The 16,717-nt window shown below is 51.8% G+C and carries 20 protein-coding genes; 14 read left to right on the top strand and 6 right to left on the bottom strand.

Annotated elements, in window-relative coordinates; genetic code table 11:
• Positions 1–22 precede the first annotated feature (22 nt).
• The 3 genes from galU (at position 23) to G598_RS0108050 (ending at position 2,538) form a co-directional block, all read left to right on the top strand.
• Positions 23–901 (top strand): UTP--glucose-1-phosphate uridylyltransferase GalU, encoded by an 879-nt coding sequence (gene galU, locus G598_RS0108060; RefSeq protein WP_026766535.1) that lies wholly within the window; start codon positions 23–25, stop codon positions 899–901.
• A 23-nt stretch (positions 902–924) separates the two neighbouring features.
• Positions 925–1,053, top strand: a complete 129-nt coding sequence (locus tag G598_RS20350) for a hypothetical protein (RefSeq protein ID WP_272867098.1) — start codon at positions 925–927, stop codon at positions 1,051–1,053.
• Between the two features lie 234 nt (positions 1,054–1,287).
• Positions 1,288–2,538 (top strand): ATP-binding protein, encoded by a 1,251-nt coding sequence (locus tag G598_RS0108050; RefSeq protein ID WP_026766534.1) that lies wholly within the window; start codon positions 1,288–1,290, stop codon positions 2,536–2,538.
• Positions 2,539–2,635: 97 nt separating this feature from the next.
• Here the strand turns inward: G598_RS0108050 and G598_RS0108045 are convergent, their stop codons facing one another.
• The 6 genes from G598_RS0108045 to G598_RS0108020 form a co-directional block, all read right to left on the bottom strand.
• A complete protein-coding gene (locus tag G598_RS0108045) occupies positions 2,636–4,303 on the bottom strand; it encodes a formate--tetrahydrofolate ligase (RefSeq protein ID WP_026766533.1) in 1,668 nt (555 codons plus the stop codon).
• 86 nt (positions 4,304–4,389) lie between these two features.
• On the bottom strand, positions 4,390–5,253 hold the full coding sequence (gene folD / locus G598_RS0108040) for a bifunctional methylenetetrahydrofolate dehydrogenase/methenyltetrahydrofolate cyclohydrolase FolD (RefSeq protein ID WP_026766532.1): 864 nt from the start codon (positions 5,251–5,253) through the stop codon (positions 4,390–4,392).
• Positions 5,254–5,275: 22 nt separating this feature from the next.
• The gene (locus tag G598_RS0108035) at positions 5,276–6,124 is read right to left on the bottom strand and encodes a 4-hydroxybenzoate octaprenyltransferase (RefSeq protein ID WP_026766531.1); all 849 of its coding nucleotides are present in this window, start codon (positions 6,122–6,124) and stop codon (positions 5,276–5,278) included.
• Positions 6,121–7,581 carry a menaquinone biosynthesis decarboxylase gene (locus G598_RS0108030; RefSeq protein WP_026766530.1) on the bottom strand — a complete coding sequence of 487 codons (1,461 nt, stop codon included), beginning with the start codon at positions 7,579–7,581 and terminating at the stop codon, positions 6,121–6,123. The genes G598_RS0108035 and G598_RS0108030 overlap by 4 nt, the downstream gene beginning before the upstream one ends.
• Before the next feature lie 15 nt (positions 7,582–7,596).
• On the bottom strand, positions 7,597–8,370 hold the full coding sequence (gene tatC, locus G598_RS0108025; protein WP_026766529.1) for a twin-arginine translocase subunit TatC: 774 nt from the start codon (positions 8,368–8,370) through the stop codon (positions 7,597–7,599).
• 12 nt (positions 8,371–8,382) lie between these two features.
• Positions 8,383–8,601, bottom strand: coding sequence for a Sec-independent protein translocase subunit TatA/TatB (locus G598_RS0108020; protein ID WP_026766528.1), 219 nt, complete (start codon positions 8,599–8,601; stop codon positions 8,383–8,385).
• Between the two features lie 441 nt (positions 8,602–9,042).
• Here G598_RS0108020 and rplU point away from each other — a divergent pair, with 441 nt between their 5' ends.
• The 11 genes from rplU to G598_RS0107965 all read left to right on the top strand — a co-directional run bounded on the left by rplU (position 9,043) and on the right by G598_RS0107965 (position 16,686).
• Positions 9,043–9,354 (top strand): 50S ribosomal protein L21, encoded by a 312-nt coding sequence (gene rplU, locus G598_RS0108015; protein WP_014425460.1) that lies wholly within the window; start codon positions 9,043–9,045, stop codon positions 9,352–9,354.
• A 3-nt stretch (positions 9,355–9,357) separates the two neighbouring features.
• The gene (locus tag G598_RS0108010; protein WP_026766527.1) at positions 9,358–9,678 is read left to right on the top strand and encodes a ribosomal-processing cysteine protease Prp; all 321 of its coding nucleotides are present in this window, start codon (positions 9,358–9,360) and stop codon (positions 9,676–9,678) included.
• A 5-nt stretch (positions 9,679–9,683) separates the two neighbouring features.
• Positions 9,684–9,974 carry a 50S ribosomal protein L27 gene (rpmA, locus tag G598_RS0108005; RefSeq protein ID WP_026761230.1) on the top strand — a complete coding sequence of 97 codons (291 nt, stop codon included), beginning with the start codon at positions 9,684–9,686 and terminating at the stop codon, positions 9,972–9,974.
• A 288-nt stretch (positions 9,975–10,262) separates the two neighbouring features.
• Positions 10,263–11,543, top strand: coding sequence for a GTPase ObgE (obgE, locus tag G598_RS0108000; protein WP_026761229.1), 1,281 nt, complete (start codon positions 10,263–10,265; stop codon positions 11,541–11,543).
• Positions 11,544–11,569: 26 nt separating this feature from the next.
• The gene (gene yhbY, locus G598_RS0107995) at positions 11,570–11,872 is read left to right on the top strand and encodes a ribosome assembly RNA-binding protein YhbY (RefSeq protein WP_026761228.1); all 303 of its coding nucleotides are present in this window, start codon (positions 11,570–11,572) and stop codon (positions 11,870–11,872) included.
• A gap of 24 nt (positions 11,873–11,896) precedes the next feature.
• Positions 11,897–13,027, top strand: coding sequence for a glutamate 5-kinase (gene proB, locus G598_RS0107990; protein ID WP_026766526.1), 1,131 nt, complete (start codon positions 11,897–11,899; stop codon positions 13,025–13,027).
• A gap of 41 nt (positions 13,028–13,068) precedes the next feature.
• Positions 13,069–14,322, top strand: coding sequence for a glutamate-5-semialdehyde dehydrogenase (locus G598_RS0107985; RefSeq protein ID WP_026766525.1), 1,254 nt, complete (start codon positions 13,069–13,071; stop codon positions 14,320–14,322).
• A complete protein-coding gene (locus G598_RS19945) occupies positions 14,322–14,480 on the top strand; it encodes a hypothetical protein (RefSeq protein ID WP_169534978.1) in 159 nt (52 codons plus the stop codon). Before G598_RS0107985 ends, G598_RS19945 begins: the two co-directional genes overlap by 1 nt.
• Complete coding sequence (gene nadD, locus G598_RS0107975; protein WP_026766524.1) at positions 14,480–15,085, top strand: nicotinate-nucleotide adenylyltransferase; 606 nt, start codon at positions 14,480–14,482, stop codon at positions 15,083–15,085. The genes G598_RS19945 and nadD overlap by 1 nt, the downstream gene beginning before the upstream one ends.
• Positions 15,082–15,660 carry a bis(5'-nucleosyl)-tetraphosphatase (symmetrical) YqeK gene (yqeK, locus tag G598_RS0107970; RefSeq protein ID WP_245582780.1) on the top strand — a complete coding sequence of 193 codons (579 nt, stop codon included), beginning with the start codon at positions 15,082–15,084 and terminating at the stop codon, positions 15,658–15,660. The genes nadD and yqeK overlap by 4 nt, the downstream gene beginning before the upstream one ends.
• 12 nt (positions 15,661–15,672) lie before the next feature.
• A complete protein-coding gene (locus tag G598_RS0107965; protein ID WP_026766522.1) occupies positions 15,673–16,686 on the top strand; it encodes an LCP family protein in 1,014 nt (337 codons plus the stop codon).
• Positions 16,687–16,717: the final 31 nt, after the last annotated feature.

The raw sequence follows: 16,717 nt of genomic DNA, 5'->3' as shown, positions 1-16,717 counted from the left end.
TTATGGGGGATAGATCAGTATGATGCAGAAGGTTCGTAAAGCCGTTATTCCAGCCGCAGGGTATGGAACGAGATTTTTACCAGCGACCAAGGCTACGCCGAAGGAAATGTTGCCAATCGTGGACAAGCCGACGATTCAGTATATCGTAGAGGAAGCACTGGCCAGTGGAATTGAGGAAATCCTGATTATCAGCGGCCATGCCAAGCGGGCGATTGAAGACCATTTTGATTCGGCACCAGCTTTGGAAATGGAGTTGGAGCGTAAAGGGAAGGACGCATTATTGCAGGTCGTGCGGGAAACGGCAGCCATTAAGATTCATTACATTCGCCAGCGGGAAATGAAGGGCTTGGGGGATGCTATTCTGTGTGCCAAGGCTTTTATGGAAGGTGAACCCTTTGCTGTTCTGTTGGGGGATGATGTGGTCTATAACGAACCGGGCAGACCGGCACTGCGCCAGTTGATAGACGTTTATGAAGCAACTGGTGGTTCGGTGCTTGGCTGTCAGACGGTGCCGCAGGAAAAGGTTTCTTCCTATGGCATTGTGGATGGTTCTGCAACAGATAATCCGCGTATGCTTAAGGTGCTGGATATGGTGGAGAAACCGACTATGGAAGAAGCGCCCAGCTGCATGGCGGTATTGGGGCGTTATGTGATTACACCGCAGATATTCTCTATTCTGGAAAACACCTTGCCGGGCAAGGGCGGTGAGATTCAGCTTACCGACGCTTTGCGTGTGCTGGCACATCGTGAACCGGTTTATGCCTATGATTTCGAAGGAACACGCTATGATGTGGGGGATAAGCTTGGTTTCTTGAAAGCTACAGTGGAATATGCTTTGCGCAGACCGGATTTGGGCGGGGCGTTTAAGAATTATTTGCAAAATCTTTTTTCGGAAGTGTAAAAAAATAGCCAAGCTGAACTTGAATGTTCAGCCTGGCTGATTACTTCGGCGTGGAGACAGGCAGCAAAGTCAATAAGATTGAAAAGGCTGGCTGCCGTGTCCATAAGAGCACCCACGTCAATGCGCCATTGCCACCAAGACATACCGGATAGTGGGGCCTGTAGTTGGTAAGGCATTCCATGATGGCCTTTCTTGATGATTGGATTCGGGGGACAAAGTAGATGGATATGGAAAGTATGGCCCGCTATTCTGCTGTAGATTCGATTTTCAGCGAGGCAAAAACAAACGCAAAATCAAACGTAAAAAAATGCGTTTGATTTTGCGTTTGTTTTTCGCTATAATACAAGCAAGAAGTAAATGCAGATTGGCGCAGAAGGATGATTACGGTGCGAGAAACGAGAAATCTTGAGTTCAAAGAGCAGGTTACCAATACCTTTTTGAAAACGGTAAGCGCCTTTGCCAATTATGATGGCGGAGAAATCCTATTTGGTCTCACGGATGATGGAAATGTCAAGGGGATGGCAGACCCAGAGCGAGTGTGTCTGGATATCGAAAACAAAATAAACGACAGCATCGATCCTGTACCGGAGTATACCCTGAATATCAATGAGCGTACTTCAGTAGTGACGCTTAAAGTGATAGAAGGATTGCATAAACCGTATTTCTATAAATCAAAGGCATACAGGAGAAATGATTCTGCCAGCATTCCCGTAGATAGGCTGGAGCTGGAGCGCCTTATATTGGAAGGGCAGAATCGTTCGTTTGAAGAGTTGCCTGCCTGCAGACGGGATCTTTCATTTCAGCTATTGGACGAAAAATTAAAGAAGGCACTTAATATAAAAACGGTCAATTTGGACACGTTGAAAACACTAGAGCTGTATTCGGATGAGAATGGCTACAACCAGGCTGCAGCGCTTTTAGCTGACAATAATGATTTTAGCGGGCTGGACATGGCTAGATTTGGTGATAGCATCAGCATTATCCTTGACCGGGAAACTTGCGAGCATGTTTCCATCCTGAAGCTGTATGACCAAGCCATGCAAATGTACAGGAAATATTATCAATATGAGCAGATAAAAGGCAGCTACAGGGAAAGCATTGTCATGATTCCCGAAGAGGCCTTTCGTGAAGCCATTGCTAATGCTATTGTGCACAGAACTTGGGATGTGAAGGCGCATATCAATGTTTCCATGTTTTCGGACAGGATTGAAATAACTTCTCCCGGAGGTCTTCCTAAAGGCATGGATAAAGAGGCCTACCTCAGAGGTGGCATCTCCATGCTCAGAAATCGTATTATTGGTAGTGTTTTTTTCAGGCTGCATCTGATAGAACGATTTGGCACCGGGGTAAGGCGCATTAAAGAGGAATACATGGATAGCAAGATTAAGCCTGTTTTTGATATGACGGAAAATACCATCAAGATAACCCTGCCGGTTAAGGAAAAAGAGAGCAGCCTGACGGAAGATGAAAACAGAGTCTATCAGTTGCTCAAAGGGAGGGAAATGCCTAGCTCGGCTATTTCTGAGGCTGTGGGGTTTGGAAAAAACAAGACCGTTGATATCCTGAAGGCGCTGGTTAAGAAAGGGTATGCTAACGTATCAGGCAAAGGACGGGGAACTAGATATTCGCTGAAATAATTTCATATAGCGGAACAAATGGCTTTTCTTGAGTTGATTACAAAGAGCCGAGCTGACCTTTAATATAGTCAGCTCGGCTCTTTATAAATAGGGACGTTTAGAAAAGTCCCGTAATCTTTCCTTCGTTATCGATATCCATGTTTTCGGCAGCTGGTTTCTTCGGCAGGCCGGGCATGGTCAGGATGTTGCCGGTCAGTGCGACGATGAAGCCGGCACCGGCGGCGATGCGCAGTTCTCTTACGGTTACGGTAAAGCCTGTGGGACGGCCAATCTTTGCAGCATCGTCAGACAGGGAATACTGGGTTTTGGCCATGCAGACGGGCATTTTGTCAAAGCCGAGTTCCTGGATTTCGGTGAGCTGTTTTTGGGCTGCTGCGGTGAAGGTGATGCCGTCCGCGCCGTAGATTTCCTTGGCGATGGCGGTGATTTTTTCTTCCACGCTCTGTTCGGTTTCGTAGATGAAGTGGAAGTTGTTGGGCTTATTCATGGCCGCTTCGACTTTTTCGGCGAGCTTCAGGCCGCCTTCGCCGCCTTTGGCCCAGACTTCGGAGAGGGCGACTTCAGCGCCGCGCTTGTTGCAGGCGGCTTCGACGAAGTCGAGTTCTTCCTTGGTATCGGTGGGGAAGGCGTTGATGGCCACGACAGCAGGCAGACCGAATTTATGGATATTCTCAATGTGTTTTTCGAGGTTCTGCATACCGCGTTCCAAGGCGTCCATATTGACCTGGCCGAGGTCTTTTTTATCCATGCCGCCGTGCATCTTGAGTGCGCGGACGGTGGCGACGATAACCACGGCATCGGGCTTTAAGCCGGCAAAACGGCATTTGATATCGAGGAATTTCTCTGCGCCGAGGTCAGCACCGAAACCGGCTTCCGTGACCACGTAATCAGCAAATTTGAGTGCAAATTTCGTGGCCATGACGCTGTTGCAGCCGTGGGCGATGTTGGCGAACGGGCCGCCGTGGATAAAGGCGGGCGTGCCTTCCAAGGTCTGCACGAGGTTCGGCTTGATGGCGTCCTTAAAGAGCAGGGTCAGAGCTCCCGTGACGTTAAGTTCCTTGGCTCTTACGGCGCGGCCATCACGGGTGTAGGCGACGACGATTTCGCCGAGGCGCTTTTTCATATCTTCGAGGTCGGAGGCCAGGCACAGAATGGCCATCATTTCAGACGCTACGGTGATGTCAAAGCCGGTTTCGCGGGGCACGCCGTGTGCTTTGCCGCCCATGCCGATAACCACATGGCGCAGGGCACGGTCGTTGAGGTCGAGGACGCGTTTCCAGACCACCCGGCGCACATCGATATCGAGGGTATTGCCCTGCTGGATATGGTTGTCGATTACGGCAGCGAGCAGGTTGTGTGCCGTGGTGATGGCATGGAAGTCACCGGTAAAGTGCAGGTTGATATCCTCCATGGGCACGACCTGTGCATAACCGCCGCCAGCGGCGCCGCCCTTGAGGCCGAAGCAGGGGCCAAGGGAGGGTTCACGCAGGGCAACGGCAACTTTTTTGCCCTGTTTATGGAAGGCATCGGCAAGGCCTACGCTGGTGGTCGTCTTGCCTTCGCCAGCCGGGGTTGGATTGATGGCCGTCACCAGCACCAGCTTGCCGTTGGGCTGGTCTTTGACCCGCTGGAAGGCGGCGAGGCTGATTTTTGCCTTGTACTTGCCATAGAGTTCGAGTTCATCCTCGGAGATGTTGAGTTTCTCCGCGATACGGCGAATGTCCTGCATTTCTGCGCTCTGCGCGATTTCCACATCGGTTTTCATTGAGCTTTCTTCTCCTCTGCAATTAAAAACATAAAGCTTATATAAGAAATACTGCCGAAGACGCACGCGTCTCCGGCAGTATTGCCTTAAACGTTAAGGTGCGTTTCTGCTGCCTGCACAACATTCTGCATGAGCATAGCGACAGTCAAGAGCCCCACACCGCCCGGTACGGGGGTGATGGCGCCGGCAACTTCGCTGACGGCTTCAAAGTCCACATCGCCCACGAGTTTCTTGGGGGCAATGCGGTTGATGCCGACATCAATGACGGTTGCACCTGTTTTTACCATATCTTTTTTCACAAAATTGGGCTTGCCAATGGCGGCGACCAGAATATCAGCCTGACGGGTGATTTCCGCCAAATTCTCGGTGCGGGAATGGCACACGGTTACGGTTGCATTTTTCGCCATCAGCAGATGGAACATGGGCTTGCCCACGATATTGCTGCGGCCGATGACCACGGCGCGTTTGCCTGCGATTTCAATGCCGGCCATTTCCAGCATGCGGATGCAGCCTGCTGGTGTGCAGGGCAGCAGGGCTGGTTCGCCCGTAACCATCTTGCCCACATTGACGGGATGGAAGCCATCGACGTCCTTGGACGGGTCAATGCGGTTAAGGATTTCGGCCTCAAACTGCGCAATCTGGGCAGGCAGGGGCAGCTGCACAAGGATGCCGTCGATTTTTTCATCGGCATTCAGGGCATCTATCTTGGCAATTAATTCGTCTTTGCTGGTTTCTTCGGGCATAGCGATAACTTCTGAATAGATGCCGAGTGCAGCGCAGGCCTTGTCCTTGTTGCGAACGTAGACTTCAGAAGCCGGGTCGTTACCTACGCGGATAACTGCGAGGCCCGGAGCGCGGCCATATTTTTCCTGCAGAGCCGCCGCCCGGCGCCCTGCATCATCTTTTAACTGCTGTGCGAAAAACTTGCCTTCGAGAATTTTTGCGGACATGGAGTCACCTCAATTTTGTTGATTATAAGTAGAAACTAAGCCAGGTGCAGACAAAGATGGCGACGGACACGATGCCGTTGCGCATAAAGTAGCCTTGCGTCACCCGGGAAAAATCCGTGGGGCTTACGATGCGGTGCTGGTAAACCAGAGTTCCTGCCGCAATGCCCACGCCGATAAAGTAGGCTTGGCCTAAGGCGAGCATTACGCCCACGGCAAAGAAGCAGGCGATACAGATAACGTGCATGGCTGCCGCGAGCTTGAAGGCGTTCGGTGCGCCATAGCTGACCGCTAAGGAGTGCAGCCCCTGGCTCTTGTCAAATTCCTCGTCCTGCGCGCCGTACATGGCATCAAAGCCGCAAATCCAGAGGGCTACAGCCGAGCACAGGAGCACCATGGGTGCGGTAATCTGCCCGCTGACCCCGACCCAGCCGCCGGCAGGCGCCATGGCAATGGCAATGCCAAGGACAAGATGGCACCAGCCGGTAAAGCGTTTGGTGAACGGATAAATCAGAAAGGGCAGGGCGGCAAGGGGCAGCAGGTAAATGCAGATGGGATGCAGCTGCATAACCGAGAGCACCATCAACAGCAGGCAAATCGCAATAAAAATCTTTGCCTCCAGCTTGCTGATTTTGCCCGTAACCATGGCGCGGTGGCTCATGCGGGGCTGCTGGCTGTCAAATTTGAGGTCAGCCAAATTGTCAAGCGCGAGTGCTGCCGCGCGGCCTGTGGTAATTGCCAGGGCAATCCAAATCAGGTCATGAACACTGGGGCTGCCATTTGCCGCCAGTACCGCGCCCATAAAGGCGAACGGCAGGTCAAAAATCGTATGGTGCAGAGCCACGTTGTTAATATGGGCTTTTATATCAATCAATCCAAACCAAGCTCCTTCCACTTGGCATCTACGCGGGCCTTGATTTCTTCGCTCATGCTGATTTCTTCCGGCCATTCGCGGGTATGGCCTTCTTCCGGCCAGGTCTTGGTGGCATCAATGCCCATCTTGGAACCCCATTTTGCCATCGGGGAGGAGTGGTCGAGGACGTCAAGCGGGCCTTCGACGATTTCCAAATCGTGCTTGGCGTCGATATTGTTGTAGACGCGCCACCAGACTTCCTTGAGGTCCTGGACGTTGACATGGGCATCGACGACAATAATCATCTTGACGTTCATCATCTGGCCCATGCCCCAGAGTGCGTGCATGACCTTGCGGGCCTGCATGGGGTACTGCTTCTTGATGGATACGATGCAGCAGTCATGGAATACGCCTTCAAGCGGCATATTGATGTCGATGATTTCCGGCTGCATCTGCTGCAGAATCGGCAGGAATATGCGTTCCGTAGCCTTGGCAAGGTAACAGTCCTCCATAGGCGGCTTGCCGACCACCGTGGAGAAGTAAATCGGGTTCTTGCGGTGGGTAATCGCCGTGATATGGAACACGGGATAATCGTCCGCCAAAGAGTAGTAGCCCGTATGGTCGCCGAAGGGGCCTTCGCGGCGCTTTTCGTCTGTCCGCACATAGCCTTCGAGAATGATTTCTGCCGTTGCGGGCACTTCGATATCCACGGTCTTGCACTTGACCATTTCCACGGATTTATGCCGCAGGAAACCGGCGAAGACCATTTCGTCAATATCGCGGGGCAGGGGAGCGGTGGCGGCATAGGTAAGCACCGGGTCCGTGCCGATGGCTACTGCCGCTTCGATTCTATCGCCGCCCTGTGCCTTGGTATCGCGGAAGTTTTCTGCGCCGTTCTTGTGGATATGCCAGTGCATACCCGTGGTGCGGCTGTCGTATTTCTGCAGGCGGTACATGCCCACATTGCGCTTGCCGGTCTTGGGATTCTTGGTGAACACCAAGGGCAGGGTCACGAAGGGGCCGCCGTCGTCGGGCCAGCATTTGAGAATGGGAATATCGTCAAGACTCGGATTTTCCGTTTCCACAACTTCCTGACAGGGCGCGTTCTTCACGTATTTCGGGAAGTTGATTGCGCGCTTGATCATGGGAATCATGGTCACAACGCTCATTTTATTCTGCAGGGAAACATAGGGGAGCTTGAGCATCTCCCGCAGTTCGTCTGCTACATCGTCGAGCTTTTCCACGCCCAAAGCCATCGCCATGCGTTCATAGCTGCCGAAGGCGTTCATAAGCACGGGCATTTTGGAGCCCTTGACGTTTTCAAAGAGCAGGGCAACGTTTTTGTTCCCTTCCATTTTCGATACCCGGTCGGTGATTTCCGTAATCTCGAGTTCCGGGTCAACCTCGGTCTTTATGCGCTTTAAGAGTCCCTTGGACTCCAAGTCGGCCATAAATTCCCGCAAGTCCTTATAAGCCAAGAAATTTACCTCCTCTTATCTGCGTAAAATATAACGAACAATGAAATAGCCTACCTCATAGAGTACGATGATGGGCAGGGCGATCATGGACTGGGTGAATACGTCCGGGGTCGGCGTAATGAGTGCGCCGACGACGAAGGACAGGAAGATAATAATCCGCTGATATTTCTTCAGGAAAGCGGATGTGATAAGCCCCATCTTACCCAGAATGGTAATCACGAGCGGCAGCTCAAAGATAAAGCCGAACGGCAGGACAAACATGATGACAAAGTCAAAGTACTTGTCCACCGAGAGCAGGGCCTCGAGTTCTGTATTGCCAAAACCCAGGAAAAATTTGATGCCTGCCGGCAGTACCAGGAAAAAGGAAAAGGCCAGTCCACAGAAAAAAAGAACGACGGAGGTCGGCACGATAAGGCCAAGCACCATGCGTTCCCTGGTGGTCAGGGCCGGCAGGAAAAAGCGCCAGACCTGCCAAAAGATAATGGGCAGTGCCAAGAGAAAACCGGCTACACAGGCCACCTTCAGATAGGTGAAGAAGGCTTCAGCAGGCTGCATATAGTAGAGCTTGCCTGCGGGCAGGGTGATGTAGTGCATGATTTCCTGAATGTAGAAATAGCCAACCACGCTGCCTAAACCTGTAGCCACCAGACATTTGATGATGCGGCTGCGAAGCTCAGTGAGATGGGCAATCAGGGACATGCTGCCATCGTCTAAGGCTGCTTCGGCATCTGCCGGGGCGCCAAGCTGCTTGGGCGCCTCGATTTCTTCGTATTTTTGTTCTTCTGCCATTACACCACCGGCTTACTGCTTCGTCTGGTTTTCAGCCTTGGGCAGTTCTTTGGGCTGTTCCGTTACATTCATCATCTGTGTGTCTTCCGCTTTCTTGCTCTCATCGGTCACGCCGGATTTGAACTCCTTGATGCCTTTGCCGAGGGCTTTGCCGATTTCCGGAAGTCTGCTGGGGCCAAAGACAATCAGGGCTACGATGATGAGCGCACCTGCAGTATATGGACTAATCATAAATAATTCCTCCTAAACGTTACATATTCTATACACTTGTATTATAGCGAAAAAATGGGAAAATCTCAATGTCCGTTTGTACAAATTCCCTGCCATTACAGGATTTGACCTTATCTTTTCGTAATCTTTTGTTAGTCTTATGGTATAGGTGAGAGCGGGGGTGACTTTCGAAGAGTTGGTTTTGCACTCTTGGAAAGGGGCAAAATTGCGGGAAAAAACTGCTGGGAAAATTGTAGAAATCCTGCAGAAAAAATATGGGGGAGGGGGCAGATTTTTCCTTGACACGCTATTATGCCTATGCTATTATTAATAACTGTAGGCGCATGAAGTGCGTCTGATTTGGGTTTTATCATAACCCATCCCCAACCGCACAACGAGGCTGTGAAATCTGCCTTGTGGCAGTGCCGTAGTTGGCGAGTAATCTTATAGGGAGGTGTTTTCATGTACGCAATTATCAAAACTGGTGGCAAGCAGTACAAGGTCGCTGAAGGTGATGTAATCATGGTGGAGAAGCTCTCCGCTGCTGAAGGCGAAGCTGTAGTGTTTGACGAAGTTCTGACGGTAGTAAACGACGGTGATGTCAAAGTTGGCAAGCCGGTTGTTGAAGGTGCCAAAGTAACGGGCAAGGTTGAAGCTCAGGGCAAGGACAAGAAGATTCTGGTCTTCAAGTACAAGGCTAAGAGCAACTATCGTAAACGTCAGGGTCATCGTCAGCCGTTCACGAAGGTTGTTATCGAAAAGATTGAAGCTTAATCTATGATTAAGATCAAAATCTTTAAAGAGCCAACGGATCGCATTGTTGGCTTTGAAGTTGCCGGCCATAGCGGTACGGCAGAGCGTGGTCAGGATATTGTCTGTGCCGGGGTTTCCTCGCTTGCACAGACGGCGCTTTTGGGACTGGGTGAGCATCTGCATCGCGACATGGATTATTCCGTAGCGAGTGGTAAGCTTAAAATGCAGCTCAAAGGGGCTCCTGATGAACTGACCGAAGCGATTTTACAAACGATGCTTCTAGGACTGATGGAGATTGCTAAGCTCAGTCCGGAAGCGGTACAAATTCAGGAACAGCGGAGGTGAATTCGATGTTTACTTTTGATTTGCAGTTGTTCGCACATAAAAAGGGTGTTAGCTCCACGCGTAACGGTCGTGACAGCCATTCCAAGCGTCTCGGCGTTAAGGAGCAGGCTGGTACGGTTGTAACCGCTGGCAGCATTCTGGTTCGTCAGCGCGGCACGCATTTCCATCCGGGCCACAATGTTGGTATCGGTAAGGATGATACCCTGTTCGCAAAGGTTGCCGGCAAGGTTGCTTTCGAGCGCAAAGGCCGCTACCAGCGTCAGGTCAGCGTTTATACGGCTGAAGAAGCTATGTAAGACATATAACGGATACCTGCGCTTTTGGGCGCAGGTATTTGTTTATAAGGAACGGCGTTAGGTTGCGTTGTAGTGCATAAAGGCAAGAGCCGGTATTGAACGCAATGCCGGCTCTTGCCTTTATTCATTATAAGGGGCGACGTTCCCTAACTTTTCTTTGGCGCAAAGAAAAGTTACAAAAGAAAACGCGGACTGAAATCCCATCACGGGATTTACGTCCGCCAGCGCCCGTCCTTGGGCGCTGAGCAACGATATACAGTGGTCTTATGGTTTAGATGTGGAGGAAATATGCAGTTTATTGATAGAACCCGCGTAATTGTGAAGGCGGGCGATGGCGGGCATGGGAAGTCTGCTTTCCGCCGGGAGAAGTTTGTGCCGAAAGGTGGGCCGTCTGGTGGTGATGGCGGCCGGGGCGGCGATGTGATTTTTGTCGTTGACCAGAATATGAACACGCTGTTGGATTTCCGTTTTCATCGGAAGTTTACGGCGAAGAATGGCGAAAATGGTGATATCAAGAATCAGTATGGTGCCAATGCACCTGCCTGCTATGTCAAGGTACCGCCCGGAACGATTGTGAAGGACGAGGCTACGGGCAAGGTGCTGGCTGACCTTACGGAAATCGGTCAGGAGGCTGTGGTCTGCAAGGGCGGCCGTGGCGGTCGCGGCAATGCGAAGTTTGCCAACTCTGCCAACCGTACGCCGACCTTTGCCGAATTCGGCGAACCGGGTGAGGCCAAGAACCTGATTCTGGAATTGAAGCTGCTCGCTGATGTGGGGCTGGTCGGCTATCCGAGTGTGGGCAAGTCGAGTCTTGTGGCCAGCTGTTCGGCAGCGCGCCCGGAGATTGCGGAGTATCACTTTACGACGATTACGCCGGTGCTCGGTGTGGTCAAGACGGACTACGAAAAGAGCTTTGTCATGGCCGATATTCCGGGGCTTATCGAAGGTGCGGCTGACGGTGTGGGCCTTGGTCATGACTTCCTGCGCCATGTGGAGCGCACGAAGCTGATTCTGCATATCGTGGACGCTTCGGGGCTTGAAGGCCGCGACCCCATTGACGATTATTACAAAATCAATGCGGAACTCAAGAAATACAGCGAAAAGATTGCCCGCCGCACGCAGGTGCTTGTGGCCAATAAAATCGACTTGCCGGAAGCGCAGGAGAATCTGCCGCGCCTGCAGAAACTGGCGGAAGAAAACGGCATGAAGTTCTTTGCCATTTCGGCAGCTACGCGCGAAGGCGTGCAGGAGCTTATCGACTATACCGGTGAATGGCTCGACAACTATGTCGAGGAGCCGGAGACGGAAGACGAAGTTGTGGTCTATGACGAGAACGAGGAAGACCCGGATAAGATTACCATTTCCCGCAACATCAGCGGTGAACTTGTGGTGTCCGGTCAGAATATCGAAAAGCTCGTGAAGATGACCAACTTCCTCAATGATGAAGCTGTGCGCCGCTTCCAGTACATCTGGCGCATTAAGAATCTCGATGAAAAGCTGCGGGAAAAGGGCGCCAAAGAGGGCGATACCATCCATATCGGCGAAATGGAATTTGAATTCCGCGATTAAGAGTAAGGATTTACGGAGGAATCAATTTGTTAAGAAATTCATTGACAGGCAAGCAGAAAAGCTTTTTGCGTTCCATGGGACAGAAATTGGAACCCGTGGTGATGATGGGCAAGGAAGGCGTGACGCCGACCGTTGTACAGGCTGCGCAGGAAGCCATCAAGAAGCGCGAACTCATCAAGGTACGTGTATTGCAGAACTGCATGGAAGAACCGGAAGATGCCATCACCATGCTGGCTGAACGTGCAGATGTAAATCTCGTGCAGATTATCGGCCGCAATGGTCTGCTGTTTAAGCGCAACTACGATAAGCCGAAAATCGAACTGCCGTAACCAAACTTGAGCGGAGGGAAGAACATGGGAACTGCCAGAGAGCGTTTGCGTGAAGCCAAGCGCATTGTGGTCAAGGTGGGCACGAGTACCCTGACCCATGAAACCGGAAAACTGAATCTGCACCGCATTGACCTGTTGCTGCGGGAAATCGCCGACCTCAAAAATCAGGGCAAGGAAATGATTCTTGTGTCCTCGGGCGCCATTGCCGCAGGCTTGGGCAAGCTGGGGCTTACGAAAAAGCCGGACTCCATTCCGGAAAAGCAGGCGGTAGCGGCTATCGGGCAGGGCGTACTCATGCATATCTATGAGAAGCTCTTTGCCGAATACGGACAGGTTATGGGACAGGTGCTGCTGACCAAGGAAAACTCAGTGCAGCATCATCAGTACATTCATTCCCGTAATTCCCTGCTGGCTCAGCTTTCCATGGGGGCTATTCCCGTCATCAATGAAAATGATGCGGTAGCCGTAGATGAAATCAAGATTGGTGATAACGATAACCTTTCGGCTATGGTGGCAACTTTGGTGGACGCCGATGCCCTGATTATCCTGTCGGATATTGAAGGGCTTTATACAGCTAATCCGGCGACCCATCCGGAAGCTGAGCTTATCGCCGAAATTCCCGAAATCACGCCCGAAGTTGAAGCGATTGCCGGTGGTGCCGGTTCCAAGCTGGGCACGGGCGGCATGATGACCAAGATTCAGGCGGCACAAATTTCCATGAGTGCCGGCGTGACGATGGTCATTGCTTCGGGCTCACGGGAAAATGTGCTGAGGGATATTTTGAACGGTCAAAATATCGGTACAGTGTTCCCGGCACGGGAATCGCATCTCCGGGTGCGCAAGTCATGGCTTGCCTTTGGCAAGCGCCTGACCGGCGAAATCGTGGTGGATGCAGGCTGTGCCAAGGCCATGCGGGAACAGGGAGCAAGTATCCTGCCCGCAGGAGTTATCGCCTGTGACGGTGACTTTGCTGCCGGCAGTACCGTGCGGGTGCTGACCGAATCGCAGCAGGAAATCGCCCGGGGAATTGTGAATTTCTCTGTGGGAGATTTGCAAAAAATCCTGGGCTGTCAGACCGAGAAAATTACGGAGATATTAAATGGTGATGTACCGACAGAGGTTATTCACCGCGATAATATGGTGTTAATGGTGTGATGGTCTGGTAATGGACTGATTTTTGATGGGGAGGAATCGGATTGGATATTCAGGCAGAAGTACGCAAAAAGGCAGAAGCGGCAAAAGCTGCGTCCTATAAGCTGGGCACGCTTTCGACCAAGGTGAAAAATGAAGCCTTGCTGGCGATGGCACATGCCTTGGAACAGCGCAGCAGCATGATTTTGGCAGCCAATGCGCAGGACTTGGAAGAAGCCCGGCAAAAGGGCGTCAAGCGCTCCTATCTGGACCGTCTGATGCTCGATGAAAACCGCATTGCCGGCATGGCTGAAGGTCTGCGGCAGACGGCGGCTCTGCCTGACCCCATCGGTCAGGGCGATTATTCGTGTGTACGTCCCAATGGCCTTTCCATCCGTCGCGTGCGGGTGCCGCTGGGTGTGGTGGGCATCATCTATGAAGCCCGCCCCAATGTCACGGCAGATGCTTTGGCGCTCTGCCTGAAATCCGGCAATGCCGTGCTTTTGCGCGGCGGCAGCGAGGCGATTCGCTCGAATATCGCCATCAGTTCACTATTGGCAGAAGAGGCCTATAAGCATGGTATCCCCGAAGGGGCAATCCAGTTTATCGACTTTACGGACAGGGAAGCTGTGGGCGTAATGACTCATTTGACCGGTTTGTTAGACGTCATCATTCCGCGCGGCGGTGCAGGGCTGATCAAGCGGGTGGTGGAGGACAGTTCTGTACCCGTTATTGAAACCGGCACCGGTGTCTGCCATACCTATGTGGACGAAAGTGCGGATTTACAGATGGCGCTCGATATTGCTATCAATGCTAAGACCAGCCGTCCTTCGGTCTGCAATGCCATGGAAACGCTGCTTGTGCATAAGAATGCGGCGGAAAATTTCCTGCCCATGCTTTATAAGACCATGACGGCAAAGAAAGTGGAGCTGCGGGGCTGTGAACAATCAAGAGCCATCTGCCCGGAAATGCAGCCGGCAGAAGAAATTGACTGGTCAACGGAATATGGTGATTTGATCCTGTCCGTCAAGGTGGTAGATGATGTGGCAGCAGCGATAGAACATATCAACCGCTACAACACTGGTCATTCGGAAACGATTGTCACGAGTGACCTCGTGAATGCTACGCGCTTCCAGAAGGAAGTGGATGCAGCGGCGGTATATGTCAATGCTTCGACCCGCTTTACGGACGGTTTTGAGTTTGGCTTTGGCGCGGAAATCGGCATCAGCACGCAGAAACTCCATGCCCGTGGGCCAATGGGTCTTATGGAGCTCACAAGCTCCAAGTATCTCATCATGGGTGAGGGGCAGATTCGCTGATGTTTCATTTGCAGGGCTATTACCGGGCTATGCGCCAGTATCTGTCTACCCCCAAAGGGGCGCATGACAGCAAGGACTATGCTCAGGCAGTAGTGCTAATATTATTGACGGTAGCGGCAGTATATCTGTTGCTTTATGTATGGGGAGGAATCCGGTGATGAAAAAGCGAATCGGGCTGATGGGCGGTACATTTGACCCCATCCATCTGGCTCATTTGCATATTGCCGAGGAATCCCGGCAGGCTTTCCAACTGGACGAAGTGCGCTTTATCCCTGCTGCGCAGCCGCCGCACAAGCAGGGGCGGAAAATCGCCTCGGCAGAGCAGCGCATCAAGATGGTGGAGCTGGCTATTGCTGATAATCCGTTCTTTACGCTTGACCTTTTGGAAATGGAGCTGCAAGGGCCGTCCTATTCGTGGCGGACGGTGCAGGAAATGCAAAGACGTCTGGGGCAGGAGGCAGAACTATTCTTTATCACTGGCTCGGATTCCATTAACGATTTGCCCACCTGGAACCATCCGAAAGAATTGGCAGCGGCCTGCCATTTTATTGGCACAACCCGGCCGGAGGTGCCTTTTGATGAGGACATGCTGCTGGATTTTTTTGGTGCGGAGTTACGCAGGCGTATTCATGAACTCGAGGTGCCGCGTATGGAGATATCTTCAACCCTTATCCGGCAGCGTATTGCGCAGGGAAAGTCCATTCGTTATTTAGTACCAGAAGCAGTTGCAGAATATATCGAAAAAGAAGGGTTGTATCAATGAGTTTTGCTATGGGCTATGAAGAAATGCGCGCATTACTGGAAAAGAGCCTGAAACCATCCCGCTATCAGCACTCGTTGGGCGTAGCGGAGACGGCGGTGTTTTTGGCCCGGCGTTTTGGCGTGGACGAAGAGCAGGCTAAGATTGCCGGCCTTCTCCACGATTGTGCGCGGGAATTTCGCAACGAGGATTTAATTGCCGAAGCGGAAAAACGCCTGATTATGGTGGGCAATATTGAACGGCAGATGCCTTTGCTGCTTCATGCCTATATAGGTTCCCGGCTGGTGACGGAAAAATACGGCGTCAGCGACCATGCGATTGAGCAGGCGATCTGGCGTCATACCGTGGGCGGCGCGAAGATGACGGAGCTGGATAAGATTATCTGGTTTGCGGATATGATTGAACCGAACCGGGATTATCCTGGTGTAGAGCGCTTGCGTGAACTTGCCCAAACGGTTTCCCTTGATGATATGGTGCTGGCCGGTCTTACGCAGTCTATTGCCTTTGTCCTGCAAAAGGGCGGGCTGATTCATCCCAATACGGTGATTGCCAGAAATGAAATATTGCTTAACAGATAGAAGGTCAGGCCGATGGACAAGATAAATGTCACCCAGCAAAATATAAAACATAAACGTAAACTGCTGGCGCAAAGACGGCGGCGGGCACGTCTGCGGCTGTTGATTTTGTTGATTTTTCTAGGGCTGGTGCTTACCGGTGTACTTTTTGCCGGTTATGCGCTGGTTTCGCTGGGCGCCCGCATCAATCAGGAATACCAGGCCATGTATGATGGTTACAGCCAGCGCCAGCAGGCAAGGCGGGGACAGATAGACCCGCGGTTTGATGGTTATACCAATGTGCTGATTGTAGGGCTTGATGAAGGCGTGGATACTGATGGCAGCACGGAAAAGAAGGCCGATGGCATAGTCGTAGCCAGTTTTGAAAACAGCACGGGCAAGCTGCGCTTTATCCACATTCCGCAGGATACCTGGGTGAATGTTACGGGGAGCCGTGAGCAGATGAAGATGAAATATCTTTATGCCCTGGGCGGTGCGCCCCTGATGACTCGTCAGGTCAATGCGCTGCTGGGGATCTCCATTCACCAGTATATTGTGCTCGATATGCAGGTCTTTAGCGAGCTTATCGATGCTATTGGCGGCGTGGATATTTATGTGGAAGAGGATATGAACTACGACGATGCCGAGGGGGGCATTGCCATTCATCTGCCACAGGGCTATCAGCATTTAGATGGCAGACAGGCGCAGGGGTATCTGCGCTATCGCAGTGATGATTTGAACGATTTGGGCCGTATGCAGCGCCAGCAGCGTTTCTGTAAGGCACTTTACCAGAATCTCCTGCAGTTTAAGACACTGACGAAGCTGCCCGTTATTGCGGACATCATTAAGCAGCGGGTGGAAACCAGTGCAGAAATCTTTGATTCCATGTATCTGGCTAATACCTTGCGGCATTTGAGCAATGTAGCGCCGGAGAGCATTATTCTGCCCGGTGAGCCTGCCGCCGATGACCCTTCGATTTGGGTGATTGACGATACGGCGATGGAGCAGCGAATGAAAGAACTTTTCCCTGAGGCAGGCGCCAAGGAATGATGATAGGATAATGATATATCGATTGGAGGAT

It is taken from the genome of Selenomonas ruminantium subsp. ruminantium ATCC 12561, assembly GCF_000424065.1.
Lineage (GTDB): Bacteria > Bacillota > Negativicutes > Selenomonadales > Selenomonadaceae > Selenomonas_A > Selenomonas_A ruminantium.
The sequence above is the reverse complement of the archived record's forward strand: the minus strand, read 5'-3'. Positions and strand labels throughout refer to the sequence as shown.

Bases quoted from the DNA above. Each gene is read 5' to 3' on its own strand.
- rpmA (WP_026761230.1), top strand. From the start codon at position 9,684: ATGTTTACTTTTGATTTGCAGTTGTTCGCACATAAAAAGGGTGTTAGC.
- G598_RS0108010 (WP_026766527.1), top strand. From the start codon at position 9,358: ATGATTAAGATCAAAATCTTTAAAGAGCCAACGGATCGCATTGTTGGC.
- yqeK (WP_245582780.1), top strand. From the start codon at position 15,082: ATGAGTTTTGCTATGGGCTATGAAGAAATGCGCGCATTACTGGAAAAG.
- G598_RS20350 (WP_272867098.1), top strand. From the start codon at position 925: ATGTTCAGCCTGGCTGATTACTTCGGCGTGGAGACAGGCAGCAAAGTC.
- nadD (WP_026766524.1), top strand. From the start codon at position 14,480: ATGAAAAAGCGAATCGGGCTGATGGGCGGTACATTTGACCCCATCCAT.
- obgE (WP_026761229.1), top strand. From the start codon at position 10,263: ATGCAGTTTATTGATAGAACCCGCGTAATTGTGAAGGCGGGCGATGGC.
- folD (WP_026766532.1), bottom strand. From the start codon at position 5,253: ATGTCCGCAAAAATTCTCGAAGGCAAGTTTTTCGCACAGCAGTTAAAA.
- G598_RS0108045 (WP_026766533.1), bottom strand. From the start codon at position 4,303: ATGAAAACCGATGTGGAAATCGCGCAGAGCGCAGAAATGCAGGACATT.
- G598_RS0107965 (WP_026766522.1), top strand. From the start codon at position 15,673: ATGGACAAGATAAATGTCACCCAGCAAAATATAAAACATAAACGTAAA.
- G598_RS0108020 (WP_026766528.1), bottom strand. From the start codon at position 8,601: ATGATTAGTCCATATACTGCAGGTGCGCTCATCATCGTAGCCCTGATT.
- rplU (WP_014425460.1), top strand. From the start codon at position 9,043: ATGTACGCAATTATCAAAACTGGTGGCAAGCAGTACAAGGTCGCTGAA.
- proB (WP_026766526.1), top strand. From the start codon at position 11,897: ATGGGAACTGCCAGAGAGCGTTTGCGTGAAGCCAAGCGCATTGTGGTC.
- galU (WP_026766535.1), top strand. From the start codon at position 23: ATGCAGAAGGTTCGTAAAGCCGTTATTCCAGCCGCAGGGTATGGAACG.
- tatC (WP_026766529.1), bottom strand. From the start codon at position 8,370: ATGGCAGAAGAACAAAAATACGAAGAAATCGAGGCGCCCAAGCAGCTT.
- G598_RS19945 (WP_169534978.1), top strand. From the start codon at position 14,322: ATGTTTCATTTGCAGGGCTATTACCGGGCTATGCGCCAGTATCTGTCT.